19 protein-coding genes and 1 pseudogene are annotated in these 22,737 nt (G+C 61.7%); 6 read left to right on the forward strand and 14 right to left on the reverse strand.

Features of this window, described 5'->3' with window-relative positions; genetic code table 11:
* Positions 1–58 precede the first annotated feature (58 nt).
* Positions 59–559: a hypothetical protein gene (locus CMV30_RS14890; RefSeq protein WP_096056767.1), complete on the reverse strand. Its 501-nt coding sequence runs from the start codon at positions 557–559 to the stop codon at positions 59–61.
* A gap of 287 nt (positions 560–846) precedes the next feature.
* Complete coding sequence (locus tag CMV30_RS14895; RefSeq protein WP_096056768.1) at positions 847–3,342, reverse strand: beta-galactosidase; 2,496 nt, start codon at positions 3,340–3,342, stop codon at positions 847–849.
* Between the two features lie 246 nt (positions 3,343–3,588).
* Here CMV30_RS14895 and CMV30_RS20820 point away from each other — a divergent pair, with 246 nt between their 5' ends.
* Positions 3,589–4,149, forward strand: a complete 561-nt coding sequence (locus CMV30_RS20820; protein ID WP_281254864.1) for an urease accessory protein UreE — start codon at positions 3,589–3,591, stop codon at positions 4,147–4,149.
* A gap of 56 nt (positions 4,150–4,205) precedes the next feature.
* Here the strand turns inward: CMV30_RS20820 and rlmN are convergent, their stop codons facing one another.
* Genes rlmN through CMV30_RS14920 form a run of 3 tightly spaced genes read right to left on the reverse strand, consistent with a single transcriptional unit; the run spans position 4,206 to position 6,006 of the window.
* The gene (gene rlmN / locus CMV30_RS14910; RefSeq protein ID WP_096056771.1) at positions 4,206–5,321 is read right to left on the reverse strand and encodes a dual-specificity RNA methyltransferase RlmN; all 1,116 of its coding nucleotides are present in this window, start codon (positions 5,319–5,321) and stop codon (positions 4,206–4,208) included.
* Positions 5,322–5,338: 17 nt separating this feature from the next.
* The gene (locus CMV30_RS14915) at positions 5,339–5,716 is read right to left on the reverse strand and encodes a type II toxin-antitoxin system VapC family toxin (protein ID WP_096056772.1); all 378 of its coding nucleotides are present in this window, start codon (positions 5,714–5,716) and stop codon (positions 5,339–5,341) included.
* Complete coding sequence (locus CMV30_RS14920) at positions 5,713–6,006, reverse strand: type II toxin-antitoxin system Phd/YefM family antitoxin (RefSeq protein WP_096056773.1); 294 nt, start codon at positions 6,004–6,006, stop codon at positions 5,713–5,715. Before CMV30_RS14920 ends, CMV30_RS14915 begins: the two co-directional genes overlap by 4 nt.
* A gap of 255 nt (positions 6,007–6,261) precedes the next feature.
* Here CMV30_RS14920 and CMV30_RS14925 point away from each other — a divergent pair, with 255 nt between their 5' ends.
* Entirely contained in the window at positions 6,262–7,140 is an 879-nt protein-coding gene (locus CMV30_RS14925; protein WP_175414899.1) for a class I SAM-dependent methyltransferase, read from the forward strand.
* A 51-nt stretch (positions 7,141–7,191) separates the two neighbouring features.
* Here the strand turns inward: CMV30_RS14925 and CMV30_RS14930 are convergent, their stop codons facing one another.
* The 3 genes from CMV30_RS14930 to CMV30_RS14940 all read right to left on the reverse strand — a co-directional run bounded on the left by CMV30_RS14930 (position 7,192) and on the right by CMV30_RS14940 (position 11,977).
* Entirely contained in the window at positions 7,192–9,351 is a 2,160-nt protein-coding gene (locus CMV30_RS14930) for a hypothetical protein (protein ID WP_245844240.1), read from the reverse strand.
* A 112-nt stretch (positions 9,352–9,463) separates the two neighbouring features.
* Entirely contained in the window at positions 9,464–11,128 is a 1,665-nt protein-coding gene (gene leuA, locus CMV30_RS14935; protein ID WP_096056775.1) for a 2-isopropylmalate synthase, read from the reverse strand.
* A gap of 360 nt (positions 11,129–11,488) precedes the next feature.
* Complete coding sequence (locus tag CMV30_RS14940; RefSeq protein ID WP_096056776.1) at positions 11,489–11,977, reverse strand: hypothetical protein; 489 nt, start codon at positions 11,975–11,977, stop codon at positions 11,489–11,491.
* A 233-nt stretch (positions 11,978–12,210) separates the two neighbouring features.
* Here CMV30_RS14940 and CMV30_RS14945 point away from each other — a divergent pair, with 233 nt between their 5' ends.
* The 3 genes and pseudogenes from CMV30_RS14945 to CMV30_RS14955 all read left to right on the forward strand — a co-directional run bounded on the left by CMV30_RS14945 (position 12,211) and on the right by CMV30_RS14955 (position 15,077).
* Positions 12,211–12,570 (forward strand): MmcQ/YjbR family DNA-binding protein, encoded by a 360-nt coding sequence (locus tag CMV30_RS14945; RefSeq protein WP_096056777.1) that lies wholly within the window; start codon positions 12,211–12,213, stop codon positions 12,568–12,570.
* Between the two features lie 164 nt (positions 12,571–12,734).
* Positions 12,735–14,032 (forward strand): annotated as a pseudogene (locus tag CMV30_RS14950) (cytochrome ubiquinol oxidase subunit I).
* Between the two features lies 1 nt (position 14,033).
* Positions 14,034–15,077 carry a cytochrome d ubiquinol oxidase subunit II gene (locus CMV30_RS14955; protein ID WP_096056778.1) on the forward strand — a complete coding sequence of 348 codons (1,044 nt, stop codon included), beginning with the start codon at positions 14,034–14,036 and terminating at the stop codon, positions 15,075–15,077.
* 9 nt (positions 15,078–15,086) lie between these two features.
* On the opposite strand, the gene CMV30_RS14960 is transcribed toward CMV30_RS14955, so the two are convergent.
* The 4 genes from CMV30_RS14960 to CMV30_RS14975 form a co-directional block, all read right to left on the reverse strand.
* A complete protein-coding gene (locus CMV30_RS14960) occupies positions 15,087–15,707 on the reverse strand; it encodes a YdeI/OmpD-associated family protein (protein WP_096056779.1) in 621 nt (206 codons plus the stop codon).
* Between the two features lie 25 nt (positions 15,708–15,732).
* Positions 15,733–16,170, reverse strand: a complete 438-nt coding sequence (locus tag CMV30_RS14965; RefSeq protein WP_096056780.1) for a hypothetical protein — start codon at positions 16,168–16,170, stop codon at positions 15,733–15,735.
* Positions 16,171–16,311: 141 nt separating this feature from the next.
* Complete coding sequence (locus CMV30_RS14970; RefSeq protein ID WP_096056781.1) at positions 16,312–16,965, reverse strand: DUF2959 domain-containing protein; 654 nt, start codon at positions 16,963–16,965, stop codon at positions 16,312–16,314.
* 117 nt (positions 16,966–17,082) lie between these two features.
* Positions 17,083–19,032, reverse strand: coding sequence for an ABC transporter ATP-binding protein (locus CMV30_RS14975; RefSeq protein ID WP_217494403.1), 1,950 nt, complete (start codon positions 19,030–19,032; stop codon positions 17,083–17,085).
* Positions 19,033–19,245: 213 nt separating this feature from the next.
* On the opposite strand from CMV30_RS14975, the gene CMV30_RS20935 reads away from it, so the two are divergent.
* Complete coding sequence (locus CMV30_RS20935; protein WP_096056782.1) at positions 19,246–19,812, forward strand: AAA family ATPase; 567 nt, start codon at positions 19,246–19,248, stop codon at positions 19,810–19,812.
* A gap of 3 nt (positions 19,813–19,815) precedes the next feature.
* Here the strand turns inward: CMV30_RS20935 and CMV30_RS14985 are convergent, their stop codons facing one another.
* Both CMV30_RS14985 and CMV30_RS19935 read right to left on the reverse strand, forming a co-directional pair.
* Positions 19,816–20,391 (reverse strand): DUF4256 domain-containing protein, encoded by a 576-nt coding sequence (locus tag CMV30_RS14985; RefSeq protein WP_096056783.1) that lies wholly within the window; start codon positions 20,389–20,391, stop codon positions 19,816–19,818.
* Between the two features lie 27 nt (positions 20,392–20,418).
* Positions 20,419–22,362: an Ig-like domain-containing protein gene (locus CMV30_RS19935; protein WP_175414900.1), complete on the reverse strand. Its 1,944-nt coding sequence runs from the start codon at positions 22,360–22,362 to the stop codon at positions 20,419–20,421.
* Positions 22,363–22,737: the final 375 nt, after the last annotated feature.

The raw sequence follows: 22,737 nt of genomic DNA on the forward strand, positions 1-22,737 counted from the left end.
GGAGTTTGACTCCCTGTTCCGGCCTTTACGTCTTCTCATTCTTACTGCTTCGGATTCTTCATTTCTTCTTTCGATCACGATGAATCTGATCGGCGCGCTTCTTTAACTCAGAGGCAAAGTTCACCAACTGCTCGCCGGATGAAACTGGAGTCCTCGATAGAACGATTCCTAGCTCTCGTGCTCGTCGGGAAAAAACTTCCTCGATTCTCGAAAGCGCATCGAGAAAAAATCGAAGCTCATCTTCCATCGTGAAATGGCTTCGCTGCATCCCGGCGATGAACCAAGGCTCGTGAGGAAGTCTATGGACCAAGACATTTCGCTTCTCGATGAGCTGATCAAGCTGAAGCTCGTCGAGATAAGAAATGCCATCCTGCTTCAGCTCATTCTGTAGCGATTCGAGAACCTGCGTGCGCGTCTTCGCGAATGAATCGAGGAAATCGACTAAGTCGCGAACACCGCCGACGTGCTTCTTGCGCTCCAGCAGAACCAGAGCTCCCAGCACATACTCGGAGAACTGACAGAGTAGCGTGCAGCGACCGATTGTATCGAAGGGAATCATGGCTTTTGCCCAGTAGTCTTATTGGCACCAACTCGGTTTTATGCGCGGTGCGGATATTTTGGCGAGGAAGAGGGTGGAGTGTTTTTGGGTAAAATTTTGTCCCCGCTAAAAGGGACTTGGAATAACGGGCGTCAGGATCTGAGCCGCGCTGCGTATAGGCTTCGCCCACGCGGTTAGGACGTTGGCGAGAATCGGAAAGTGCGCCGGGAGAGCACGCTCCATCTTCGGAGATTTACACGGAGGCACTGAGTAAGCTCAGGCCCTACATGATGCGGACGGGGTGCGGGTTATTTTTTGCCGGAGGCGGTGAGTGTGGTGGTGTATCGGGGGATCAACTCCACGTTGTCCAGGCTGAGGGCGGCGCCGATGCTGTTGTAGGACGGCTTCACGCCGGGCGGGAGCATGATGGGGGCGTCTTTGGGCAGTGGCAGAATCGCGAGGCGGAGCTCGGCGTAGGTGAGGCGGCCGAGGCGGTTGAGGGCGAGGTCGAAGGTGTTGCCGTTGAAGAAATCGTCGGTGACGAGGCGGCCGTTGAGGGTGAAGCGGGCGACGTCGCCGGTGTAGCGGACGCGGACGAGCGGGTTGGTGGAGTCGTCGAGGTTTTCGAATTTGATGCGCCAGATGGCGGCTTGATCGAAGTCGTTGTCGTCGGGAGCGGCGGCGACGGGTTTGGGGGCTTTGCCGAGGTGGACGTTGCGGGGCGGGCCGGCGTCTTTTAATTTTTCGGCGGTGACTTTCGATGCGAAGGGCTCGGGGGCGGGCGGGGTGAAGCGGCGGAAGAGGCCGTCCGATTTAGTGGCGATTTTGGCGTCGGCCGTGGCGGCGACTTTTTCGGGGGCGGGGTAGGCGGAGGCGTGGAGACTTCCGGGCGTGCTGGTGACGAGGCGGAGCTGGTCGTTGTCGAAGACGATGTCGGCCGGGGAGAGGATAACGCGGTCGCGGCCCTGCCAGCGGCCTTTCCAGAGGGCGAGGGAGTCGGGCTCGCTGAGGAGGACGAGCTGGACGGTGGCGTTTTTATCGCCGAGGCGGGCGAAGGGCTCGGTCGAGGGTTTGAGTTTGTTGATGAGGAGGCGGGAGGCGTCGCGGGTGGATTTGCCGGAGTCGAGGCGGGTTTTGTGGGCGGCTTCTTGTATCAGGAATTCGGGTTCGACGCCCGGGGTCTCGGCGAAGAAGAGAGTGCGAGTGGTGCCGTCGTCGATGGCGCAGACGAGCTGGGCGGTGGCGTGGACGAGGCGGGCGCCCTGGCCGAGGTCGAGGTTGAAAGGCCAGATGAAGCGGGCGCCGGAGGGAATGGTGACGGGGGAAGAGGGGAAGTTGATCAGGCCACCGGGGAGATTGAGGGAGAACTGGACGGCGGACTTGGCGGGGAGATTTTTGAGGCGTTCGTAATTGTTGACGAAGATATAGCCGGAGCGGCCGTCGGAGCGGGCGGACCAGCGTAGGGTCGCGGTGTCGTCGCGGCCGGAGGGGCGCTGGTCGGGGAGGACGGAGGGCATGGTCGCGAGGGAGGGGCCGAAGTCGCGGAGGAAGAGGTGGAGGCGGCGGAGCGAGTGATAGTGAGGGCGGGTCTGGCCGTATTCACCGAGTGGAGCCTGGAAATCGTAGCCGCGGGTGGGCATGTCGTTCCAGTTGGTGATGCGGGTGGACTGGTTTTCCTCGAGGGTGATGCCGGTGCGGCTCTCGGGGTTGGTGCCGCCGTGGTACATGTAGTAGCCGGGGAGGTTGGAGCCGGAGCCGATTTTGACGATCGCGGTGGACTCGATGTCCGCGGGATAAACGCGGATGCGGCGGTGGTAGGCGGACATCATGCCGCCGCCCATTTCGCAAGTGAGGTAGGGGTAGCGGTCGGCGTCGGGGGTGTCTTTGGCTTCGCGTTTGCCGAGGGCTTCGTTGGCGATGTTCGCGTCTTCGCGGAGGCGGGAGAAGTGGAAGCCGGCCCAGTAGTTGCCGGGCATGGGGGTGAGTTCGCGGTCCCAGAAGCCTTCGGAGTAAACGCCGTAGAGGGGGAGGATTTCACCGAAGGGCATGGGCGTCTTGAGGGCGGGCCAGCCGGTGCGCGTGTAATAGGGAGTGTCGAGGCCGGTGTCGCGGGCGAGTTTCTTGAGCGTGAGGAGATGCTCGGCGGGGCCGCCGTATTCGTTCTCCAACTGCACGGCGACGACGGGGCCTCCATCTTTCCAAAGGAGACCGCGGCACTGGGCGGCGATTTCCTGGTAGAGGGCGCGGACGCGTTCGAGGTAGGCGGAGTCGTCGGAGCGAACTTTCCAGCCTTTTTCCAAGACCCAGTCGGGGATGCCGCCGTTGCGGACTTCGCCGTGGCACCAGGGGCCGCAGCGGACGACGGCGTCGATGCCGACGTCGCGGCAGGCGATGAGGAACTGGCGGAGGTTGCGGCGGCCGGTCCAGTCGAAGACTTCTTCGGTTTCCTCATGGTGATTCCAGAAGACGTAGGTGGCGACGATGTCGATGCCGCCGGCTTTCATTTTGAGGAGTTCTTCGCGCCAGTCGGCTTCGTGGAAGCGGGTGAAGTGGAACTCGCCCATGACGGGAGTCCAGGGTTTGCCGTCGCGGAGGAGGCTGCGCGCATCGAGGGAAAGCGTGGAGCCGGATGGGTGGCGCGCGGTGCCCATGACGAAGGTTTCGGGAGCGGGGGCGGCGGGGGCCGGGAGGGAGATGGTGAGGGGCGCGGCGTGAGTGGCGGCGGGAGGGAGGACGAACGTCAGCGCGGCAAGAATAGCGAGGGCGGTGAAGGGGCGCGCTGCGGAGGACAGGGGGAACGTCATGGGGGAGATGAAACGAAGGTGGAGAGAGTGGCGGGCAAGTGCGAGCTGCGCATCGGCAGGGAGGTATGAGCTATTTAAGATTTACGGCGTGGAGGAAGAGGCGGGACTTCAGACGGTCAGGGGCAGAGTTTTTTAGACAGGATTAACAGGATGAACAGGATTGGGGCGGAAGAGGGTGGCCAGAAGCCAGAGGGGAAGATGCCAGGGGCCGGAGAGGACATGGCGACTTGAAAGTCGTGGGGCGCGGTGAGTTTGGGCTTTATGCGCGTGGAGAATGTGGAGGTAGTGGGCGGCATGTTGCAGATGATTTCGAAGCCGGTGAGCGATGTGAATCTGGCGCTGCCGGAGGTGGCGGTGCGAGTGGAGCGGTTGAAGCTGGCGAAGCGGTTGTGGCGGGGAGCGGCGGAGGATGGGGTGGAGTTTGGGTGCGAGCTGGAGAGGCCGCTCAAGCATGGCGATGTGCTTTGGCAGAGCGCGGAGGCGCGTTATGTGATCCGGCAGGAGGAGGAGGCTGTGCTGGAAATCTCGTTACAAGTGGCGGCGTCGGCGGCGGCGGGGATCGGCTGGGCGGTAGGGAATCTGCATCTGGAGTTGATGAGCGAGGCGGGGCGGCTGCTGACTCCGGACGACAAGGCGGCGCGGCAGTTGCTGGAGCGGATTGCTGTGCCGTTTCGGGAGACGCGGGCGGTGTTCCGGCCGGGGCGGTTTGCGCGCGGGGAAGTGGTGAAGACGACGGAGGCGACTGTGGCGACGCCGATGATCTCAGCGGCGGGTGTGGATGAGCTCGGGCAGAGTCATAAGCACTGAAGGGCAGGCGAAGTCGCCCGCGTGCGAGAGAAGCGGCGTGCGCGCGGTGAACTGGCTCAGGCGCTGGCGAGTTCGCGGTCTTTTTCCGTCTTGAGGCGGAGCTGGCCGCAGGCGGCGTCGATGTCGTGGCCTTTTTCGCGGCGCAGGGTGACGGGGACGCGGGCGGCGCGGAGGACGTCGGCGAAGTCTTCCTGGCGGCGCACGCTGGGGCGTTTCCACGGGAGGCCTTCGACGGTGTTGTAGGGAATCAGATTCACGTGGGCGTGGAGATCGCGGGCGATGTCGCGGAGCTCGCCGGCCTGGTCGATGGAGTCGTTGACGTCCTCGATGAGGATGAACTCGAGAGTGACCATGCGGCCGTGTTTTTCGGAGAAGGCGCTGATCGCGGGGATGAGCTTGGAAAGCGGATACGCCTTGTTGACGGGCATGATCTTCTCTCGGACTTCGTCGGTCGCGCCGTGGAGCGAGATGGCGAGGCGGAAGCCCATCTTCTCGTCGGCGAGCTGGAGGATTTTCGGGACGAGGCCGCTGGTGGAGATGGTGATGCGGCGCGCGCCGAAGCCGAGGCCCCACTCGGCGTTGAGGATGGTGAGGGCGCGCATGAGGGCGTCGTAGTTGGCCAGGGGTTCGCCCATGCCCATGACGACGATGTTGTCGAAGGAGGCGAGTTCCTCGCGGGCGCGGACGGTGCGGGCGTCTTCGCGGTAGCAGACCTGGAGGAGCTGGGCGACTATCTCGCCGGCGTTCAGGTCGCGTTTGAAGCCGGCGAGTCCGCTGGCGCAGAAGGCGCAGGCCATGGCGCAGCCGACCTGGGTGGAAATGCAGATGGTTTTGCGGGAGTGCTCTATGCCGACGCCGTCTTGCGGGGCGCGGATGATGACGGTCTCGATGAGGGAGCGGTCGCCGAGGCCGAGGAGGAGTTTGTCGGTGACGTCGGTGGATTGTTTGCCGAGCACGAGGGAGACGGGCATGAGCTCGAACGTCTCATCGAGCCAGGCGCGGAGGGGCTTCGAGAGGTTGGTCATGTCGTCCCAAGAGCGGGCGCGCTTTTTGTAAACCCAGTCGAGGATTTGCTTCGCCCGGAACGCAGGCTCGCCGCGCTCGCGGAGACGCTCGGTGAGCGTGTCGAGAGTTTCGCCGGTGAGCGGCGGTTTGGCGGGCGTGAATTTCATGGAGTGGAGGACGGCGCTCAGGCTTCGATGACTGGCACGTCGTAGCGCATGATGGTGGCGTCGCGCGTGGCCAGCACAAGTCCTTCGGTCAAAGCCTGTGCGATGAGCATGCGATCAAAAGGATCGCCGTGGATGGGAGGAAGGGAGGCGGTCGCTTGAGCGTGCGAAGTGTTGATCTCCAGTTCGTCGAGACCGTCGTGTCGAAGCAGCGTGACGAAACTGGGAGGGAGGCGCAGACGGTTGAGTGAGGACTTGATGGTTAACTCCCAGATGGAAGCGGCGCTGAAGAAGACGTCGTTGGTGGGATCGCTGATCGCATCGCGGAGCGGCTTCGCGATGCGATCAGGATTTTCGAGCCACCAAATGAGGACGTGAGAATCGAGGAGAAGCCTCATGATTGAGGTTTCTCCTCGGCGACAAGCATCGTGCTGCCTGGCTCGTCGGGGAATAACGGACCCTCGACCATGAGCTTGTTGAGCTTTTCGTCAGCCTCCCAGCAGTCGGGAGCCTCCCAGATTTGGCCTTTGAGAAAACCGCCGACCCGGGCCTTCCGTGTCTTCGCGTACGGGACCAACTTGGCGATGGGTTTACCGGCTTTGGCTAAGATGATCTCCTCGCCGGTAGCGGCCTCCTCGACGAGACGCGAAAGATGCGTCTTGGCGGCTTGAATGTTGACAGTCTTCATGATGCATGGAGACCAGACCAAGTCTGGTCTGGTAGTCAAGAGGTAACTCGGCGCCTGTTATGTGCGGCAGGTTTGGTGTCGGGCAGCGGGGGCATGAAGACGGCCACGAGCGGTGCGAGCGAGCGAAGGGGCGTCGACTGGGAGCGGGGTGATTTTTAAGTCTGACAATGACCGGCGTTGTCGGCGGCATGGCGCAACCCCATGGACACAGGAACGACAGCCTGCCCGAGTTGCGCGTCACGATCATCCCGGTCGTTGGGGGAGTCGTCCTTTTGCGAGTGGGCGGAAAACGCTGAAGTCGTGGCGTTGCGGGAGATGTCGGGCGGGCTCTTCGAGTGCGAAAGCTGTCGGCTGGTTTTTCGCTCGCCGATGCCGCCGGACGAGGCGTTGCGCGCGGCGTATGCGGCGATGCCGGCGGATAGCTGGGCGTATGAGGTGCCCGGTCACTGGGGATGGATTCGGAACTGCATCCGTGAACTCGCGCCGAACAAGCGGGTGCTGGATGTCGGGTGTTTTCGTGGGGATTTTTTGGAGACGCTGCCGAAGGATTCTGTGCGGTTTGGCATCGAGCCGAACGCTGATGCGGGAGGGATCGCGTCGAGCCGAGGGATCACGATGCTCGGGCGCGATGCGATGGATCAACTGCCGGGAAATGAAGAGAGCTTCGGGGCGATCGTGCTGATGGATGTGGCCGAACATGTGCGTGATCCTGCGGCGGTGTTTCGTCATCTGCGGCGTTATCTGGCGCCCGGCGGCGTGCTGCTTGTTCTCACGGGTAACTCCGAGCACTGGCTCGCGCGGCGGTCGCTGCCCTTTTACTGGTACATGAGTTTCCCGATTCACCTCGTGTATCTCGGGAGTCGTTACATGCGCTGGTTGGCCAGGACGGAGCGGTGGACGATTGCCCGGGAGCTGCGCTACACGACGCATTTTCGCGGGAGGAAAAACCACGCGAAGGATCTCGCGCAGGGGGTGGCGCTGATGATGTGGAAGCGCTGGCTCGGAAAATCGTTTCTTGCGGGGGCGCTCAGAAAAATGCCGGGTATCGCGCGCCTGGATGCGATGAAGTCACCGCCGCTGCTGTTTTCGGTTCACGATCATTTCGGTGTGGCGCTGGTGAAGCCACGGGAGTGAAGCCGGTTGGGCGGTGGGGCGGGAAAGCGACGACGGGCGGTAGGGGTTGGATCAAAGAGAGCGGTGGAGGCCTTCGGCGCGGATTTGCCAGCTGCCGTCTTTGGGGAAGCCGGGGAATTCTTCGGTGCAGCCGTCCCAGCCGGCGACCATGAGCGCGATGGTGGCGAGGAAGGAGCCGTTCGCGGGGAGGTAGACGGCGATTTCGCGTTTACGGGCGCCGGGAGGGGCGTCTTTTGGCAACGCTTCGTCGCTGCGGACTGGAGCGTGTCCGGTCGGCAGATACTTATTGTTGGGGCCTTCGCGCATGAGGACTTCGATGGCTTCGGCGGGACGGCCGAGGCGGGTGGCGGTCATGGCGACCAGCGGATAATCCCAGCCCCAGATTTTGGTTTCCCAGTCCCATTGTTTGAGAACGCCGGTGAGGGTGCGGTCCATGGTGGCGCGATCGACGTCGGGGCCGCCGGGGAGGAAGCCGAGCGGCATCAGCATTTGTGGATGATCGTGGCGGCTCTCGATGTTGTCCCAGGTGTCGGGCTGCGATTCGAGCGCGACGTACATGCCGTGGCGTTGAGGGATCGGCGCGAGGTGCGCGATGACGTGGTCCCATTTTTCGTCGCGCGGCAGGCCGAGGCGAGTGCGCCACTGCTGGGCCATGTCGAGCGCCCAGCGCCAGTAGGAAAGTTCAAAGCCGGGATTCTGGCTCGTGGCTTGATCGCCGATTTCTTGGGCGATCCAGAGTGGCGGGCCGAGCACGTATTGTTTGCGCGCGGGATCGAACCAGACCATTGAGGCGAGGCAGTCGGCGGTTTCGAGGACGAGGTCGCGGTATTTGGCGAGTGTGGCGGGCGTGGGATTATTTCGATACAGCAGCTCGCAGAGATAAACCATGTGCGGCTGGTTCCAGACGATGAGCGGCGGGCCGCCGGGGCTTTCGCGCATGTCGGGGCCGGTCATCTTGGCCCAGCGCGCACCTTTCCAGCCGCGGAATTTCGCGAGTTCGCGCGCGGCGGGAAGCTGGGCCTGGTACCATTCGAGATTTTTTTCGAGCAACGCGTCGCGACCGAAGAGCGGGAAGTGCGCGGCGTGCCACCAGATCATCTCGGTGTGATGCTTGCCGTACCACGTGCTGCAGGTGAGTCCGCTTTCCTGTGGAGGCACATCACCGGCCATCTGCACGGCCATGAGGTATTGCGAGAGGACGATGCGCTCCTCGACTTTCTTCGCGAGCGGGTTGGTGCTGCCGGTGAAGTCGATCGCGCCGCCGGATTCCCAGAATTTTTGCCAGTGCAGAGTGGCCCCCGCGAAAACGGAAGCGGTGCTTAGCTCATTTTTTTCCTGCTGAGATGAGAAGCGAAGAGTCACTTCGAGAAGTGATTTTCCTGGAGCATCCTGAATTTTGAAAACATGAGGCGAGGTCTTCGTGAGAAGCCCGGGGCGATCTAATCTTACATGGTATTTTGTCCCCGAAATTTGCCGCTCGATAAGATCAGGCATCAGAAGCTCCGATGAATGTGTCGCAGGATGCGACCAATCCAGGCCTGGAGTATTTTTCACGTCTAGTTTGTGGCCACGGGGAAACGCGAGGCGGAGGCGGAGTTTCCCGTCTGCGACGAGCTTCGAGGTGATGATTATCGCGACGGTGTCCGTGCCCTGATTGCATGCCGTCTCTATATTCACGGGCACGCCGTCGAGTTTGAACTGGCTCGTGACGATGCCGGTCCAGAGGTCGAGCGTTTGGTTGGGTTCTTGAATGTCTTCGGGCGCGAGCGGGGTGCCGTCAGCTTTGTCGTATTCGAGGGCGAGCTGGCCGAGCGGGTGGTTGCGTGGGTTGGTGCGCAGGTATTGACCTGCGGGCGTCGAGGCGAGGGTGGCGTAAGGTTGCTCAGTGCCGTCGGGGTGTTTGTAAGGCTTGGAGGCGTCGGCGAGGGTGTAGTTGTTGGGATTGGGATCGGTGACCCAGCACCAGCGGGAGAGGATTTCGGTGGGGATGCCGTTGCGGTGGTGAAACTCGGCGAAGGTCTGCATGCCGGTGATGTCGCAGCCGAAGGCGAAGCCGCTGTTGCCGACCGTGAGCGTGGCGTCGGGATCGACTTTCGTGATGTGCGGGTTGTGGCGCGTGACGAGCGCGTGGCGGTCGATTTTCTCGGCGGCGCGGGTGAAGGGCAGAGCGCAGATGAGCGTGAGCAGGATAAAGGCGAAGGGGAATCGCATGGTTTGGGAGAAGCGCAGAGTGGTGTGAGCAAACGGCAAACGGGTGGCTGGCGGACAGTACAAAAAAGGCGGGCCGGTGAAGGCCCGCCTTTGGAGAGAGAACGGAGATCGCTTACTTCGCGAGTGCGCGGTTCAGCGCGCTCACGATGGCTTTGATCGACGCCAACTCGATGTTGGTGTCGATGCCGGCGCCGAAGAGCGTCTGGCCGCGGTCGGTCTTGATCTGGATGTAGGACACGGCACGTGCCTCCGCGCCTTTGCCGAGCGAGTGTTCGGAGTAACTGAGGACTTCGAATTTCGGCAGCACAGTCGTGCCGAGCGCGCGTACGAAGGCATCGATCGGGCCGTTGCCGGAGGCGGTGAGTGCGTGGCGTTTGCCGTTGAGGGTTATCGAGGCTTCGCACGTCACGGCGCTGTCGCGCTCGGTGGTCTTGAAGTGCTCCAAGGTCACAGGCTCGCGGCGCTCGATGTACTCGCGGAGAAACGCGGCGTGGATGTCTTCCGTGGTGAGCTCGGTGCCTTTGGCGTCGGCAAGATCGTTCACGATGCGGCCGATCTCCTTGTGCATGAGCTTGGGCAACTGGAAGCCGTAGTCGTTCTCAAGGATGTACGCGACGCCGCCTTTGCCGGACTGCGAGTTGATGCGGATGATCGCCTTGTAGCTGCGACCGACGTCGGCGGGATCGACGGGAATGTAGAGCACATCCCATGGGCGGCCGGGTTTCTGGTGCGCCCAGGATTTCTTGATGGCGTCCTGGTGCGAGCCGCTGAAGGCGGTGAAGGCGAGTTCGCCGGCGTAGGGCTGGCGAGCGGGCACTTCCATGCGCGTGCAGCGTTCGTAGACATCGCGGATGTGATTCAAGTCGCCGAAATCCAGGCCGGTTTCGATGCCGTAGGTGTAGATGTTCAGCGCGGTGGTGACGATATCCAGATTGCCGGTACGCTCACCGACGCCGAAGAGCGTGCCTTCGACGCGGTCGGCTCCGGCTAGCAACGCCAGTTCGGTCGCGGCGATACCGGTGCCGCGGTCGTTGTGCGTGTGGAGCGAAATGGTCGTGCTGCTGCGGCGCGTGAGATGCGTGCACATCCACTCGATCTGGTCGGCGTGCACGTTGGGCGTGCCGTACTCGACCGTGGCGGGGAGGTTGAGGATGATTTTGTTTTCCGGCGTCGGTTGCCACACGTCGGTGACGCGCTCGCAGATCTCCAAGGCGAAATCCAACTCGGTGCTCGTGAAACTCTCGGGCGAATATTCCAGACGCACGCGTGTGCCCTCGGCGACGAGTGGCTGCATCTTTTCCTTGAGGAAGGAAACACCGTGCGTGGCGATGCGGATGATGTCGTCGCGCGAAGCGTTGAACACATACTCGCGCTGCTTTGGCGACGTGGAGTTGTAGAGATGGAAGATGATGCTCTTCGCGCCGCGCAAGGCTTCGAGGGAGCGTGTGATCAAGTCCTCGCGGCACTGGCAGAGGATCTGGATGGAGACGCCGGCCGGGATGCGGTTTTCCTCGATGAGGCGGCGGCAGAAATCGAATTCGATCTGCGACGCAGAGGGGAAGCCGACCTCGATTTCCTTGAAGCCGATTTTTACCAACAGGTCGAAGTACTCCAATTTTTCTTCGACGCTCATGGGCTGGGCGAGGGCTTGGTTGCCATCGCGGAGATCGACGCTGCACCAGATCGGAGCGCGCGTGAGCGTGCGGCTGGGCCACTGGCGATTAGGCAAATCGACGGGCGGGAAGGGCCGGTATTTGGAAACGGGGGAAGGTTGCATGACGAAACGAGAAAAGAATTAACGATGCGGGAATGGACTGACCAACGATAAAAACGCCTCTGGCCGCAGAGGGGCGGCGGGCGAACTCAGGCAACGGATGGACGCACAGATCAGCCTTTCACGGCCTTCTCGGATCGTGCGTCTAGGTAAGTCGAAGCGCCTGGGCGATGTGTCGCATGTAACTGCAGTAGGTAACGGCACGAGCGCGGGCGGAGTCAAGGGGCGGCTTGATAAGGAAAAATGAGAAGCGTGATTTTCCCGCGTGGAGCCGGCAAAAAAAAGCAAACGCCGCGCTCACAAGGGCGCGGCGTTTGGAGGCAGAGGACTGCGGGCTGGAAGGCGGGCCACGCCTTACTGATGTCAGCGTGTGAGTGAAGAGGCTTGTTCGCCGTAAATCTGCTGAAGCTGCGCGGACGAGCGCGCGTCGTTCAACGTGTCGGGTACGGTGATGACCGACGGACGGGAACGGTACCATGGATGAGTTTTCCAACCGCCGCCGGGAGTCCAGCTTGGCGCATAGGTGGAAGTGCGGGGAGCTTTCGGAGCGCGTTCCTGAACGACGACAGTACGTTCTTCGACCGAGTAGGCGGGAGACGAATAGTCTGACGCAAAATAGGCGGGGTGGAAAATGGAGCTGTAGCCAAGCCCGAGGTAACCGTGGTTGTAGTAATTGCTGTGACCAAATCCTCGGTGGTGACCGAAGCTGTGATGATGGTGGCCGTGATCACGATGATGGCCGTGGTGACCGCCGACTCCGATAGTGAATCCGCCGTGGTAGCTGCGAATGTCGGCGAAGGCGGAACTGGTTAGCAAAGTGGCGGCGGCGAAAAGAGGGAGGAGGTGTTTCATGGGGAAAGGGACTGGGGTTTTAAGTGCGGCCAACGTAGCGCGGACTGCTCCGAGTGCAACACGGCTCATCGGGCGAGTGGCGCTGGCTGGCGGCCAACATTTTGAAGTGCGCGACGTTTAAGGGGATGAACGGGCAGAGCCTAGGAGAAGAAATGTTCGCGCTGAGAGCATGATGGGCGCGTGGAGTCAGGGCCTTGCGCTCGCACGCGAGAACGGACCACCTTTTGCCCATCATGCGCCTGCCTGCACTTCGCCAGTTCGCGCTTTCCCTTCCTCAGACCACCTGGGTCAAGCAGTGGGGCGAGTGCCTCGTTTATAAAGTCGCGGGCAAAATGTTTCTGATCATCGCGCTCGATGGCGAAACGATCGACGGGGTCGTCTTCAAGTGCACGCCGGAGGAATTCGACGATCTCACGGACATCGATGGCATCACGCAGGCGCCTTATTGCGCGAAGCGGCACTGGGTGCGGGTCGGTGATCTCGCGGCGTTGTCTGCGGCGGAGTTGGAACGTCGCATCCGACGGAGTTACGATCTGGTTGTGGCTAAGCTGCCGAAGAAAACGCGGGCGACGCTCGACGTGACGAAGATCTAGCCGTCGCAGCATCCTGCCTGTGGCAAACGGTCATGCTAAATTCGTGAATGCCTTCGCCGACTGCGCGTGGGCGTTTGAATGACGATTGTTAGCGTGCGTTATCCTTTCCGAATAGAGCGGCTGGCCACTTGCGCGGGCGATTACTCACCTTAGCCTACGTCATCATGGATGACCTCGTCGCTGCGCGCGCCACCATGGGTTTCTCATTGGGATTCCATATCGTTTTTGCGGCGATCGGCATGACGATGCCGTTTCTGATGTCGGCGGCACATTACCGGTATCTGAAGAAGAAAGATCCCGTTTACCTCGAGCTGACGAAGATGTGGATGAAGGGAGTCGCGATCCTCTTCGCGGTCGGCGCGGTCTCGGGCACGGTGCTTTCTTTCGAGCTCGGGCTGCTCTGGCCTGGTTTTATGCGGCACGCGGGCGCAATCATCGGCATGCCGTTTTCCTGGGAGGGCACGGCGTTCTTCATCGAGGCGATTGCGATCGGCCTGTTTCTCTACGGATGGAAACGCATGCATCCGTGGGTGCATTGGGCAACGGGTCTTGTGGTCGGCATCTCGGGTTTTGCTTCCGGCATCTTTGTCGTCGCCGCCAATTCTTGGATGAATTCTCCCACGGCTTCGACTGGGTCGATGGTGCGGCGCAGAATGTCGATCCGGTCGCCGCCATGTTTAATCGCGCGTGGCTGCATCAAAGTCTGCACATGCAGATCGGCGCGCTTCAGGCCGTGGGTCTAGCCGTCGCGGGAATCCATGCGTGGCTTTTTCTGCGCGGTCGTGCGCCGGACCTGAACATGAAGGCGCTCAAGATCGCGATGATCTTCGGTGCGACGGCTTCGTTGCTGCAGCCATTCGTCGGACACTTCGCCGGTGAACGCGTTGCCGAGTTCCAGCCTGCCAAGCTAGCCGCAATCGAGGGACATTTCAAAACCGGTCCACGCGCGCCGCTGACCCTTGGCGGAATTCCCGATGCCGACACGCAGACGATGAAATGGGGCCTGCAAATTCCCGGAGCGCTCAGCCTGCTCGCACATCGCGACATCAACGCCGAGGTCATCGGGCTCGATAAATTTCCGCGCGACGAGTGGCCGCCGCTCGTGATCACGCACATCGCGTTTCAAGTGATGGTCGGGATCGGCTCGCTGCTCGCGTTGCTCAGTCTGCTCTACTTTTGGTTTCTCCGTCGTGCCGCGTTTCCGCGCTGGTTGTTGTGGTTGCTCGTGCTCTGCGCGCCACTCGGCATGATTGCCATCGAAGCGGGCTGGATCGTCACGGAGGTCGGGCGCCAGCCGTGGATTATTTATGGCATCATGCGAACGAAAGACGCGGTCACTCCGGTGCCGGGAATGGTCTATCACTTTTATCTCTTCCTCGTGCTCTATCTCGGACTGGCCGCGGCGACGGTCTGGTTGTTGAGCCGTCAGATTCACACGGTGCAGAAAAAATTCGGAGGCTGAGATGATCGACATCCTCGTCTTTTTCATCGGCGCTTCGCTTCTGCTCTACGTGGTGTTGGGCGGTTCCGACTTCGGCGCGGGCATCCTCGAACTGTTACCGGCCGGGCGACTGCGCGGAAAACAAAAGGACGTCATCAATCACGCGATGGGCCCGGTGTGGGAGGCCAATCACATGTGGCTCATTCTGATCGTCGTGATCCTCTTCATGGGATTTCCCGTGATCTTCACGACACTGATGGTCGCGCTGCATTTGCCGATGCTCGCGCTGCTGGTCGGCATTGTGGTGCGTGGCACCGCGTTCACCTTTCGTCACTACGATGCGATCCAGGAGAAGAAATCCCAGCGCACCTACACGTGGCTGTTTGGACTCTCGAGTCTCTGGACGGCTTTCTGGTTGGGGATCATCGCGGCCAGCCTCAATCGCGGAACGATCGATCCGGATGCCACTGAATTCTGGCGCGCCTACATCGCTCCGTGGTGGGGTGCCTATCCGCTGAGCGTTGGCGCGTTTGTCGCCTGCATCTACGCGTTTCTCGCGAGCATCTATCTCATCGGCGAAACGGACGACGTGGAGTTGAAACGCCGCTTTCACCGCTTCGGCGCATATTTTAACGGTCTCGTCATTCTGATGGGTGGAGTCGTTTTCGCCGCATCGCTCGGTGAACACGAAAGTCTCGCCACGGCGTTTCTCCGCAGTCCGCTCAATCTCGCGGTCGTGGCGCTGGCCACCGGGCTATTCGTCGCGCTGTGGTTCTTCGTCACCAAGCATCGCGTGATGCTCACGCGGGTTGTCGCCTCCGGACAAGTCGCGCTGATTCTGATCGGCTGGTGCCTGCTCTACGCGCCCAACGCCGTGCTCACCACGCGTGGCCCGCTCAGTTTCTACACCGAGGCCGCGCCACTGGCGACGCTGCGCCAGCTCGTCATCGCGTTGCTGGTCGGCAGCGTGTTTATCTTCCCGAGTCTGTTTTTCCTGCTGCGCGTGTTCAAATTGTCCGGCTCACGAGACGCCACGGACGAACACGCGGAAAATTCGCGCGACTGACGCGATCGCTTACTTTTTCGCAGTCTGCTCGCGGTATTTCCAGTTGTGCGGCTTTCCTTCGGCGAGCCACTCGATCGTTGTGGCGATGCGTTTCTCGCGGGTCGCGGGCTGTTTGGCGTCGGCGATCCAGTCGAGATATGCGCGGCGGTGACTCGGTGCGAAGGCTTTGAACGTCGCCGCGGCTTTCGCGTTGGCGGCGAGCGCTTTCTTCAAATCCGCGGGCACGGGCAATTCCTTGCCGGGTTTTGGGGCGCGCTTTTTCGCAGAGGCGGGCGCATCGCGTTGCTCCACGGCTGCACGGACGCAGGTGAGCAGGACCGAGTCTTTGGGCAGGTCGGCCAGCGACGTGATCTTCCCGAACTGGCCCATGCCTGCGCCTGCCGTATTCGTTTTCTCGAGCCACTGGCTGACGTCGATGTCGCGCCAGAAGAACAGCGAGGCGTGCGCCTTGAACGCCGCGAATCCGCAGAGCAGCCCGTGGTAGTCGAAGAAGGGGCAGCTCCACTTGATGGTTTCCACCGCGTCCGGACAGCCTTGGTGAATCAACTTCCGCAGGTGCTTCAAAACCGGCCGGGCGAAGGGCTCCGCCTCTGCGATGTACGCATCAACACGTGGGTCTTTGGTGGGCATGGGTGGGTGAAAGACGCTGGTTGTACTATTCAACCGCTTGCAACCAACTCTGCGGGATCACGACATCGAATCCGTCATCCATTCTTTCTACACGGAATGTTGGTTCTGGCGTCAAAGCTTCGAGCGAAATAACAAATCCTTCGCGCCCGGCGTGCTCACCTTGGATGAACCGGACGTGCTGGTTAAGTGTCAGCGTGATGCCATCGATATGATCTCCGGACCAGAACCGGTCATTCGGGTGCTCTTCTTTTGGCCTGCTTGGCGGTAGGGGGCGGTGATCGTAGTTACTCAAGCCTCTGATCAGATCTTCATCCCCGAGGGAAAAAAGCTCCGGACATTCGACCGAACGTCCGCTCTGAGAAGCGGCGGTCACGATGAGCTGAGCCAACCGCAAGTCGGGGTTTCGTTTCCAAACGTTGTGAATAGCCGCAAGCACTGCCGGAATTCTTGCTGAGTCACGCATAGGTTTCCTCCAGACATGTTGATAAGAGGTTCACAGATCAATCTCGGGTCAGGAAATGCCACAGCTTGCTGATGTTTCACGCTCCGCTACGTGGGTATCGTCCATTCCGACTTCCCTCCGCGCGCCTTGGCACATTGAGCATCAACTCGTCTTCATCGACTTGATGAACTCGTCGGCTTCGCGGATGGATTTTTCCATGTCTTCGATCAGGCGGGAGACGTCGCCCTGAAGATTGCTCGCGGTGGAGGTCAGACCGGCGATGGCTTGGGCGTTCAAGTTGTGTTTGAGGAAGAGGACTTGGTCGCGGAATTTGCCGAGGATGGGGTCCATGCGGTCGGCGGCGGCGCGCATGGTGCGCATGAGGTCGTTGTAGCGGCGTTTGGTTTCGTCGAGTTGACGCTGGCTCTGGTCTCGGAGGCTGCGGTCGGAGTAGGCGCTGAGTTCTTTTTTCCACTCGGAGAAAAGGGCGTCGGAGACATCGGAGACGGCGGCGATGCGTTCGCGGACTTCGGTGGCGCGGGCTTCGCTGCGTTTGAAGTCGTCGTTCAGCTGATCGTATTTGGCTTTCAGGCTGCCGCCTTCGACTTTCGTGACGGCGATGAATTTCTCCAAGGCGCTGGCGAATTGTTCCTTGGCTTCCTGCTGTGATTCACGGGCGTTGCCGACGCGGTCGACGAGGATGTCGCGTTTGGCCACGCCGATTTTTTCCATGGCGCCGTAGTAGGCACTGGAGCAGCCGCTGAGTAGCGCGATTGCGAGGGAGGCCGCGAAAAGAGGGGCACGAAGGATCTTCATACGAGGCGCAACGTGTGGCGGTTGGAGCGTTCGGCAAGCGGCGGCGCGACGTAACTTCTCCGGTGCGGGCATCGGTGAGCGTGCCGACTCAACCTTGAAGGTGTGGACGTGAGTGAGCTACTCGGCCAATGCGTGCTGGAACTGCAGGGTGCTGAGGCGGCGGTAGAGGCCGTCGGGGTTTTGCGAAAGTTCTTCGTGCGTGCCGCGTTCGACCATGCGGCCCTGGTCGAGGACGACGATCTGGTCGGCGCGGCGGACCGTGGCGAGGCGGTGGGCGATCACGAAGGTGGTGCGGCCGCGCATGAGGTGCTCGAGCGCGCTTTGCACAAGGCGTTCGCTTTCGCTGTCGAGCGAGCTGGTGGCTTCGTCGAGCACGAGGATGGCGGGGTCTTTCAGAATCGCGCGGGCGATGGCGACGCGCTGGCGCTGTCCGCCGGAGAGCTTGATGCCGCGGTCGCCGACGATCGTGTCGTAGCCTTCGGGAAAGCGGTCGATGAATTCCGCGGCGTTGGCCTGCTGCGCGGCGGCTTTGATTTCGTCGAGCGTGGCGCCGGGTTTGCCGTAGCGGATGTTTTCCGCGATCGAGCCGCCGAAGAGGAGCACGTCTTGTGGCACGAGCGCCATCTGCTCGCGCAACGCAGTGAGGTCGAAGTCGTGCGCGTCGCGGCCATCGAATAAAACGCGTCCGTGCTCAGGCGCGTAGAAGCGATAGAGCAGGGCGGTGAGCGTGGATTTGCCCGCACCGCTCGGGCCGACGAGGGCGGTGACTTCGCCGGGACGCGCGTGCAGCGAGATGTCGGCGAGCACGGCGATTTCGGGGCGCGAGGGGTAACGGAAGGTGACGTTTTGGAGTTCTACTTCGCCACGGAGACGGGTGGGTGAGGCTGAGGCGGACGGAGGAGTTGAGAGTTGAGGGCTGAGGGTTGAGAGATCGGAAGGCGGAGACGAAGGATGGATCGGGCGATTTACGGTGATGGTCGCTGCGGTTTTCGGCGTTGTCGCAGCGGGCAACGCGACGGTGACTTCGGGTTGCTCGCGGAGGAGTTCGCGCACGCGCTGGCTGGCGCCGACGGTTTTCTGAATCTGGCTGTAGAGTTCCGCGGCCTGGCCCATCGCGCCGGCGACGAAGGTGCTGTAGAGCACGAAGCGCGTGAGCTCGCCGGCGGTGATCTGGCCGGATTGCAGCAGACCCGCGCCGAACCAGAGGACGATCACCATGCCGCCGAACATCGAAACGGTGAATACAGCGAAGAACGCCGCGCGCCAGCGGACGGCGGTGAGCGAAGTGGCGAGCGCGGCTTCGTTGGTGCGTTGGTAGCGGGCGAGCTCGAAGGTCTCGTTTGCGAAGGCCTTCACGCTGGCGATGCCTTGCAGCGTTTCCTCGACGATGGTGCCGGTCTCCGCGAGTCGGTCCTGCGCCTCGCGGGAGAGACGGCGGAGTTTGCGGCCAAACGTCACGGCGGCGGCGATGAGCAAGGGCACCGTGCAGAGCATCGCGAGCGTGAGTTTGCCCGAGGTGAGCGCGATGAGGACGAGTCCGCCGATGAGGAGCACGGTCTGGCGGCAGAGTTGGGGCACGGCGGAGATGAGGCCGGACTCGAGTTGCGCGATGTCGCCGGAGAGGCGGCTGGTGAGTTCACCGACGCGGCGGCGCGCGAAGAACTCCATCGGGAGTCCGATCATGCGGCCGTAGGTGTCGCGACGAAGATCGGCGAGGGCGGTCTGGCCGACGCGGCCGAACGACATCGCGGCGCCGGCGGAGCCGAGGGCTTGCACGGCGATGGTGCCTGCGAGGATGGCGGCGATGCCGTTGAGCGTGAGCGAGCCGAGGACGGGCAAGGTAACGCCGGTGCTGTGCAGCGCGGCGTCGATCAAGCCACCGGCGAGGAGCGGGAAGCAAAGTCCGGCGACGCTGCCGACGAGGAGGCAGAGGAGTCCGAACACGAAGCGGCGGCGATAGGGCTTGAGGTAGCGGAGGATCTCGACGGTTTCGCGGAGAGCGGCGCGATCAATTTTGGTTTTGGGCGGATCGGGAAGGAGCGGAGACGATGAGTAGCGGCGGGACACGGCGGGGAATGTTCACGGCGGCGTGGTTTAGGCAACCGGGCGCGCGAGGACGCTGCTAGGGAGTTGGTGAAATGCGGGGGGGGGGTGGAGGAGAGACCGTGGTGGCGCAAAGGCGATGGGCCTCTATCCGTAGAGTCTCCTGATATTCGAACCGTCTTTCCCGCCGTCACCAAGCGCGTTGATTGAGGTCTGTCTTCACGGCTTACTTTATTCATGGAAAAACCTCTTCGTCCTTCTCTCAAAGCGAACGCCGATGTTGTGCGACCTGTGGTGCGCGCGGCCTCGGAAGCTATCTCTACAACGCCGCTCGTTTCAGGCGCGCTTAAAAATGCGGCAGCAAGCCAGTCGCTCACGACTGCGTCGGTTTCTTCAACCCGTCCTGCCCGGATTCTCGTGGCCGCGAAGTCACGTGAAGACGCGCTCGCGCAAGCCCGGCAGATCGCCGTGAAGTTCTCGCGCGAGCTTCAGCGCATAGATCTCCAGAAGGTGGAGTCGAAGTATCTTCGCGAGACCGAGAAGAACCTGCTCGCACTGTTCGATACGGCCAAGGAAAGCGGCGCCGTTTTGTTTTTCGATGAAGCGGACGCGCTTTTCGGCAAGCGCTCCGAGGTCAAAGATGCGCATGATCGCTACGCGAATCTGGAGACCTCGTACTTCCTGGAGCAGATCGAGAACTGTCCGGGAACGGTGATCATCGCGACCACGCAGCCTGCGCAGCTCGATCCTGAGTTGTTGCGCAAGTACGCGTTCGCAGAAGAGAGGCCGCGCGTGAAAGGTTAGTCGTCAAACCCTGAGCGAGCCGCGAAAGCCGCGACCGGCGTAGTAGGATTGGGCGCCGTTGTGGTAGATGAAGACGTGGCCGTAGCGGCGGTCGCCGAAGAGGGCGCCGCCGAGTTTACGGATGTCGGCGGGGGCTTTGATCCAGCTGGAGGATTTGGTGTCGAAGGTGCCGAGGGTCTGGAGGTGGCGGTATTGGTCGGCGTCGAGGAGCTCGATGCCCATGGCGGCGGCCAGATCGAGGGCGTTGTTTTTGGGCTTATGTTCTTTGCGTGAGTCGAGGCCCTCGCGGTCGTAGCAAACGCTGGTACGGCCTGAGGGGCTTTCCGGAGAGCAATCGACGAAGAGGAACTCGCAGGTCTTTTTATCGTGGCCGATCACGTCGGGTTGGCCGCCGGTGGATTCCATTTCGTGGAGCGACCAGAGTTTTTCAGGATGCGCTTCGAGGCGAGCCAGCACGGCGGGCCATTTGAGGCCTGGGTGGCGGGCGGGGTTTTCCTCGAAGCGGGCGCTCAGGATGCCGAGCAGGTTTTCATGCTGCGCGGGCGATAGCGTTTTCTGGAGACTGCGGGGCTTTTTCATCGGGGGTGCGGAGGAGGAGTTCTCCGCTCACAGGTGCTCTTCGTAGGTGATGTCGATCTTGGCGGCGAAGGCCTTTTTCTTGGAGGCACCTTGGAAGCGGATGCTGTGAGTGAGTTCGTCGTAAACGTATCCGTTCTCAGGATCGGCGGAGACTTCCTGGCCATCGACGAGGACGCGGAGGCTCTTTTTGTAGAAGCTGGCGGTGGGCGCGACGGGCTCGAGGGCGACGGCGACGGTGTCGGCGATGCGGTCGCCGAGGGCGGCGAGCGGGGCGGAGAAATCGCTTTCGATATTCAGCACAGTGCCGCCGGTGAGCTCGGCTGCGCGGCGGTGGGAGACGTTGCCGGGCGAGACGACGGCGTGCATCTCGAGTTTCCCGCGCTTGTTGCCTTTAACGATGATGAAGGGGCGGAGCACCCAGTAGTTGATGTAGCTGTCGAGCGTCTGGCGTTTCTGAGGGTTGCGCTCGTTATATTCGTTGAGGAGGTCGGGGAGTTTGCCGTCCTCGATCCACTCGGCCTGACGGGTTCCGGTGCCGGTGGGCTGTTCCTTCCAGACGGCGAGGCGGGTTTCTTCCTCGTCCATGAAGAAGACGACGATGGTGGTGGCGTCGGGGCGGAGGAAGGTGTGCTGCTTATTATAGAAGCCGGAGACGAAGTTGTAGACGGAGGTGAAGGCGGTGCGGTTGCTGTCACCGTTGGTGCCGACTTTCACGAGTTCGGCGAAGACGGGATCGGGGGTCTTGGGTGTGACCCAGGGCTGCGTGAGCGTGGGGAGTGTGACGAGGGTGCCGTTGCTGGCGACGCGCTTGGTGATCTGCTTGGGCTTGTCGCGGCGGTCGAGGACGGGGTTGCCGGCGGGATCGAGCTCCACGGAGCGGACTTCTTTGTAGTAACGCTGGTTGTCGGCACTGCGGCTGGAATCGGCGTTGACGAAATCGGTCGTGAGAACGCCGATACGGTAATCGAGGTCGCGCTCGCGGAAGAGCTGGCGGAAGCGGGTGAGGTTGGCGGCGATGCGGCTCTGGTGCTCCGCCATCGAGGGGGAGTTGTTGATGACGAAGACGAGATCGACCTCGCGGCTGCGGGAGCGGTCGGCGGTGAGGTGCTTCACGTTGCGGATGGGCTCGACTTTGACTGAGACGCTATTTTCCACGCCGAGGTGGGAGTTATTTTCGTCGAAGGTGTAGTACTTGAAACGCTCGTCGCCGATGAAGCCGGGGTTGGGCGCATAGCTGAGCTGGCCGGTGGTGCGGTCGAGCTTGGCGGTGCCGTTTTGCGCCTTGGCTTTGTCGTCGAGGACGTAGGCGATTTTCGCGTCGGTGATGCTGGTGCGGTCGGCATCGGTCATGAAGTCTTCATGGCTGGGGAGTTTTTTCGCGACCGGGGTGTTGGGGCGGGTCATGAGGGAAACTTCGCGGACGGTCATGGAGCGCTCGCGGTCGGCGCTGACCTCGAATTTGTCGAGGATGACGGGGGCGGTGGGTTTCACGTTGATCACGACGGTGCCTCTGAAGACGAGGCCGGAGGTTTCGTTGCGCACGGTGTAGGTGAAGGAGTCTTCGCCGACGAAGCCCTCGGGCGGTTGATAAGCGAAGTAGCCGAGGCGGGCGGTTTTGTTTTTGAAGAAGTCTTCATCGTCGCCGCCGGCGAGTCCTACGCGGCCGGACTGCGGTGGCGCGATGATGGTGTAGATGAGGTCGGTGCGCGTATCGGCGCTGAGGATCTGCGAGGCGACGGCGAGCTCGCCGGATGCGCCGGTTCCCTCGGTCTCGAAGGTCATGGGGGCGGCTGCGACGATCGTATTCGCGTCGGCGGGCGCGGTGGGGCTCGCGGCGGATGGCTCGCTGGCGGGAGCGGATGTTGGCGTGTCGGCTGCGAAGGCGGGGATGGCGACCGCAAGGCTTATGGTCAGGAGCAGGCAGAATGCTCGCGCGCAAGCGAAGGCGCGGGCGGTGATGACGAGATTCATAGTGGTGAAGGCGATGCGGGACATAACGCCGGGAACCGTCAAGCAAAGTGCCGGGGCGGTTCCGGTGAGCGGTGGATTCACTGAATCAAATAGTCCGGAACAATCATCACGAGTTGGTGAGCGACACCTAGCAATTCAGGGCTGGCGCTTATCTTGGCCAGAATTTCCGGCTAATTTTTAGCTTCTATCTTTGAAATGACAGCTATTTTGGCCGCTGCATTTTCAGTGACGGCTAAAATGGCCAAGTGACAGATCATCGATTGGCGCATGCTATTGATTCGCTACGGTTAAACCTCACAAACCTCCGACGCCTTTATCACCCCGCCGATTTTCCGGTCAGTCAACGAGCGGCTTCGAATGTATCCACATACCGAT

The sequence above is a fragment of the Nibricoccus aquaticus genome (genome assembly GCF_002310495.1).
Taxonomy (GTDB): domain Bacteria; phylum Verrucomicrobiota; class Verrucomicrobiia; order Opitutales; family Opitutaceae; genus Nibricoccus; species Nibricoccus aquaticus.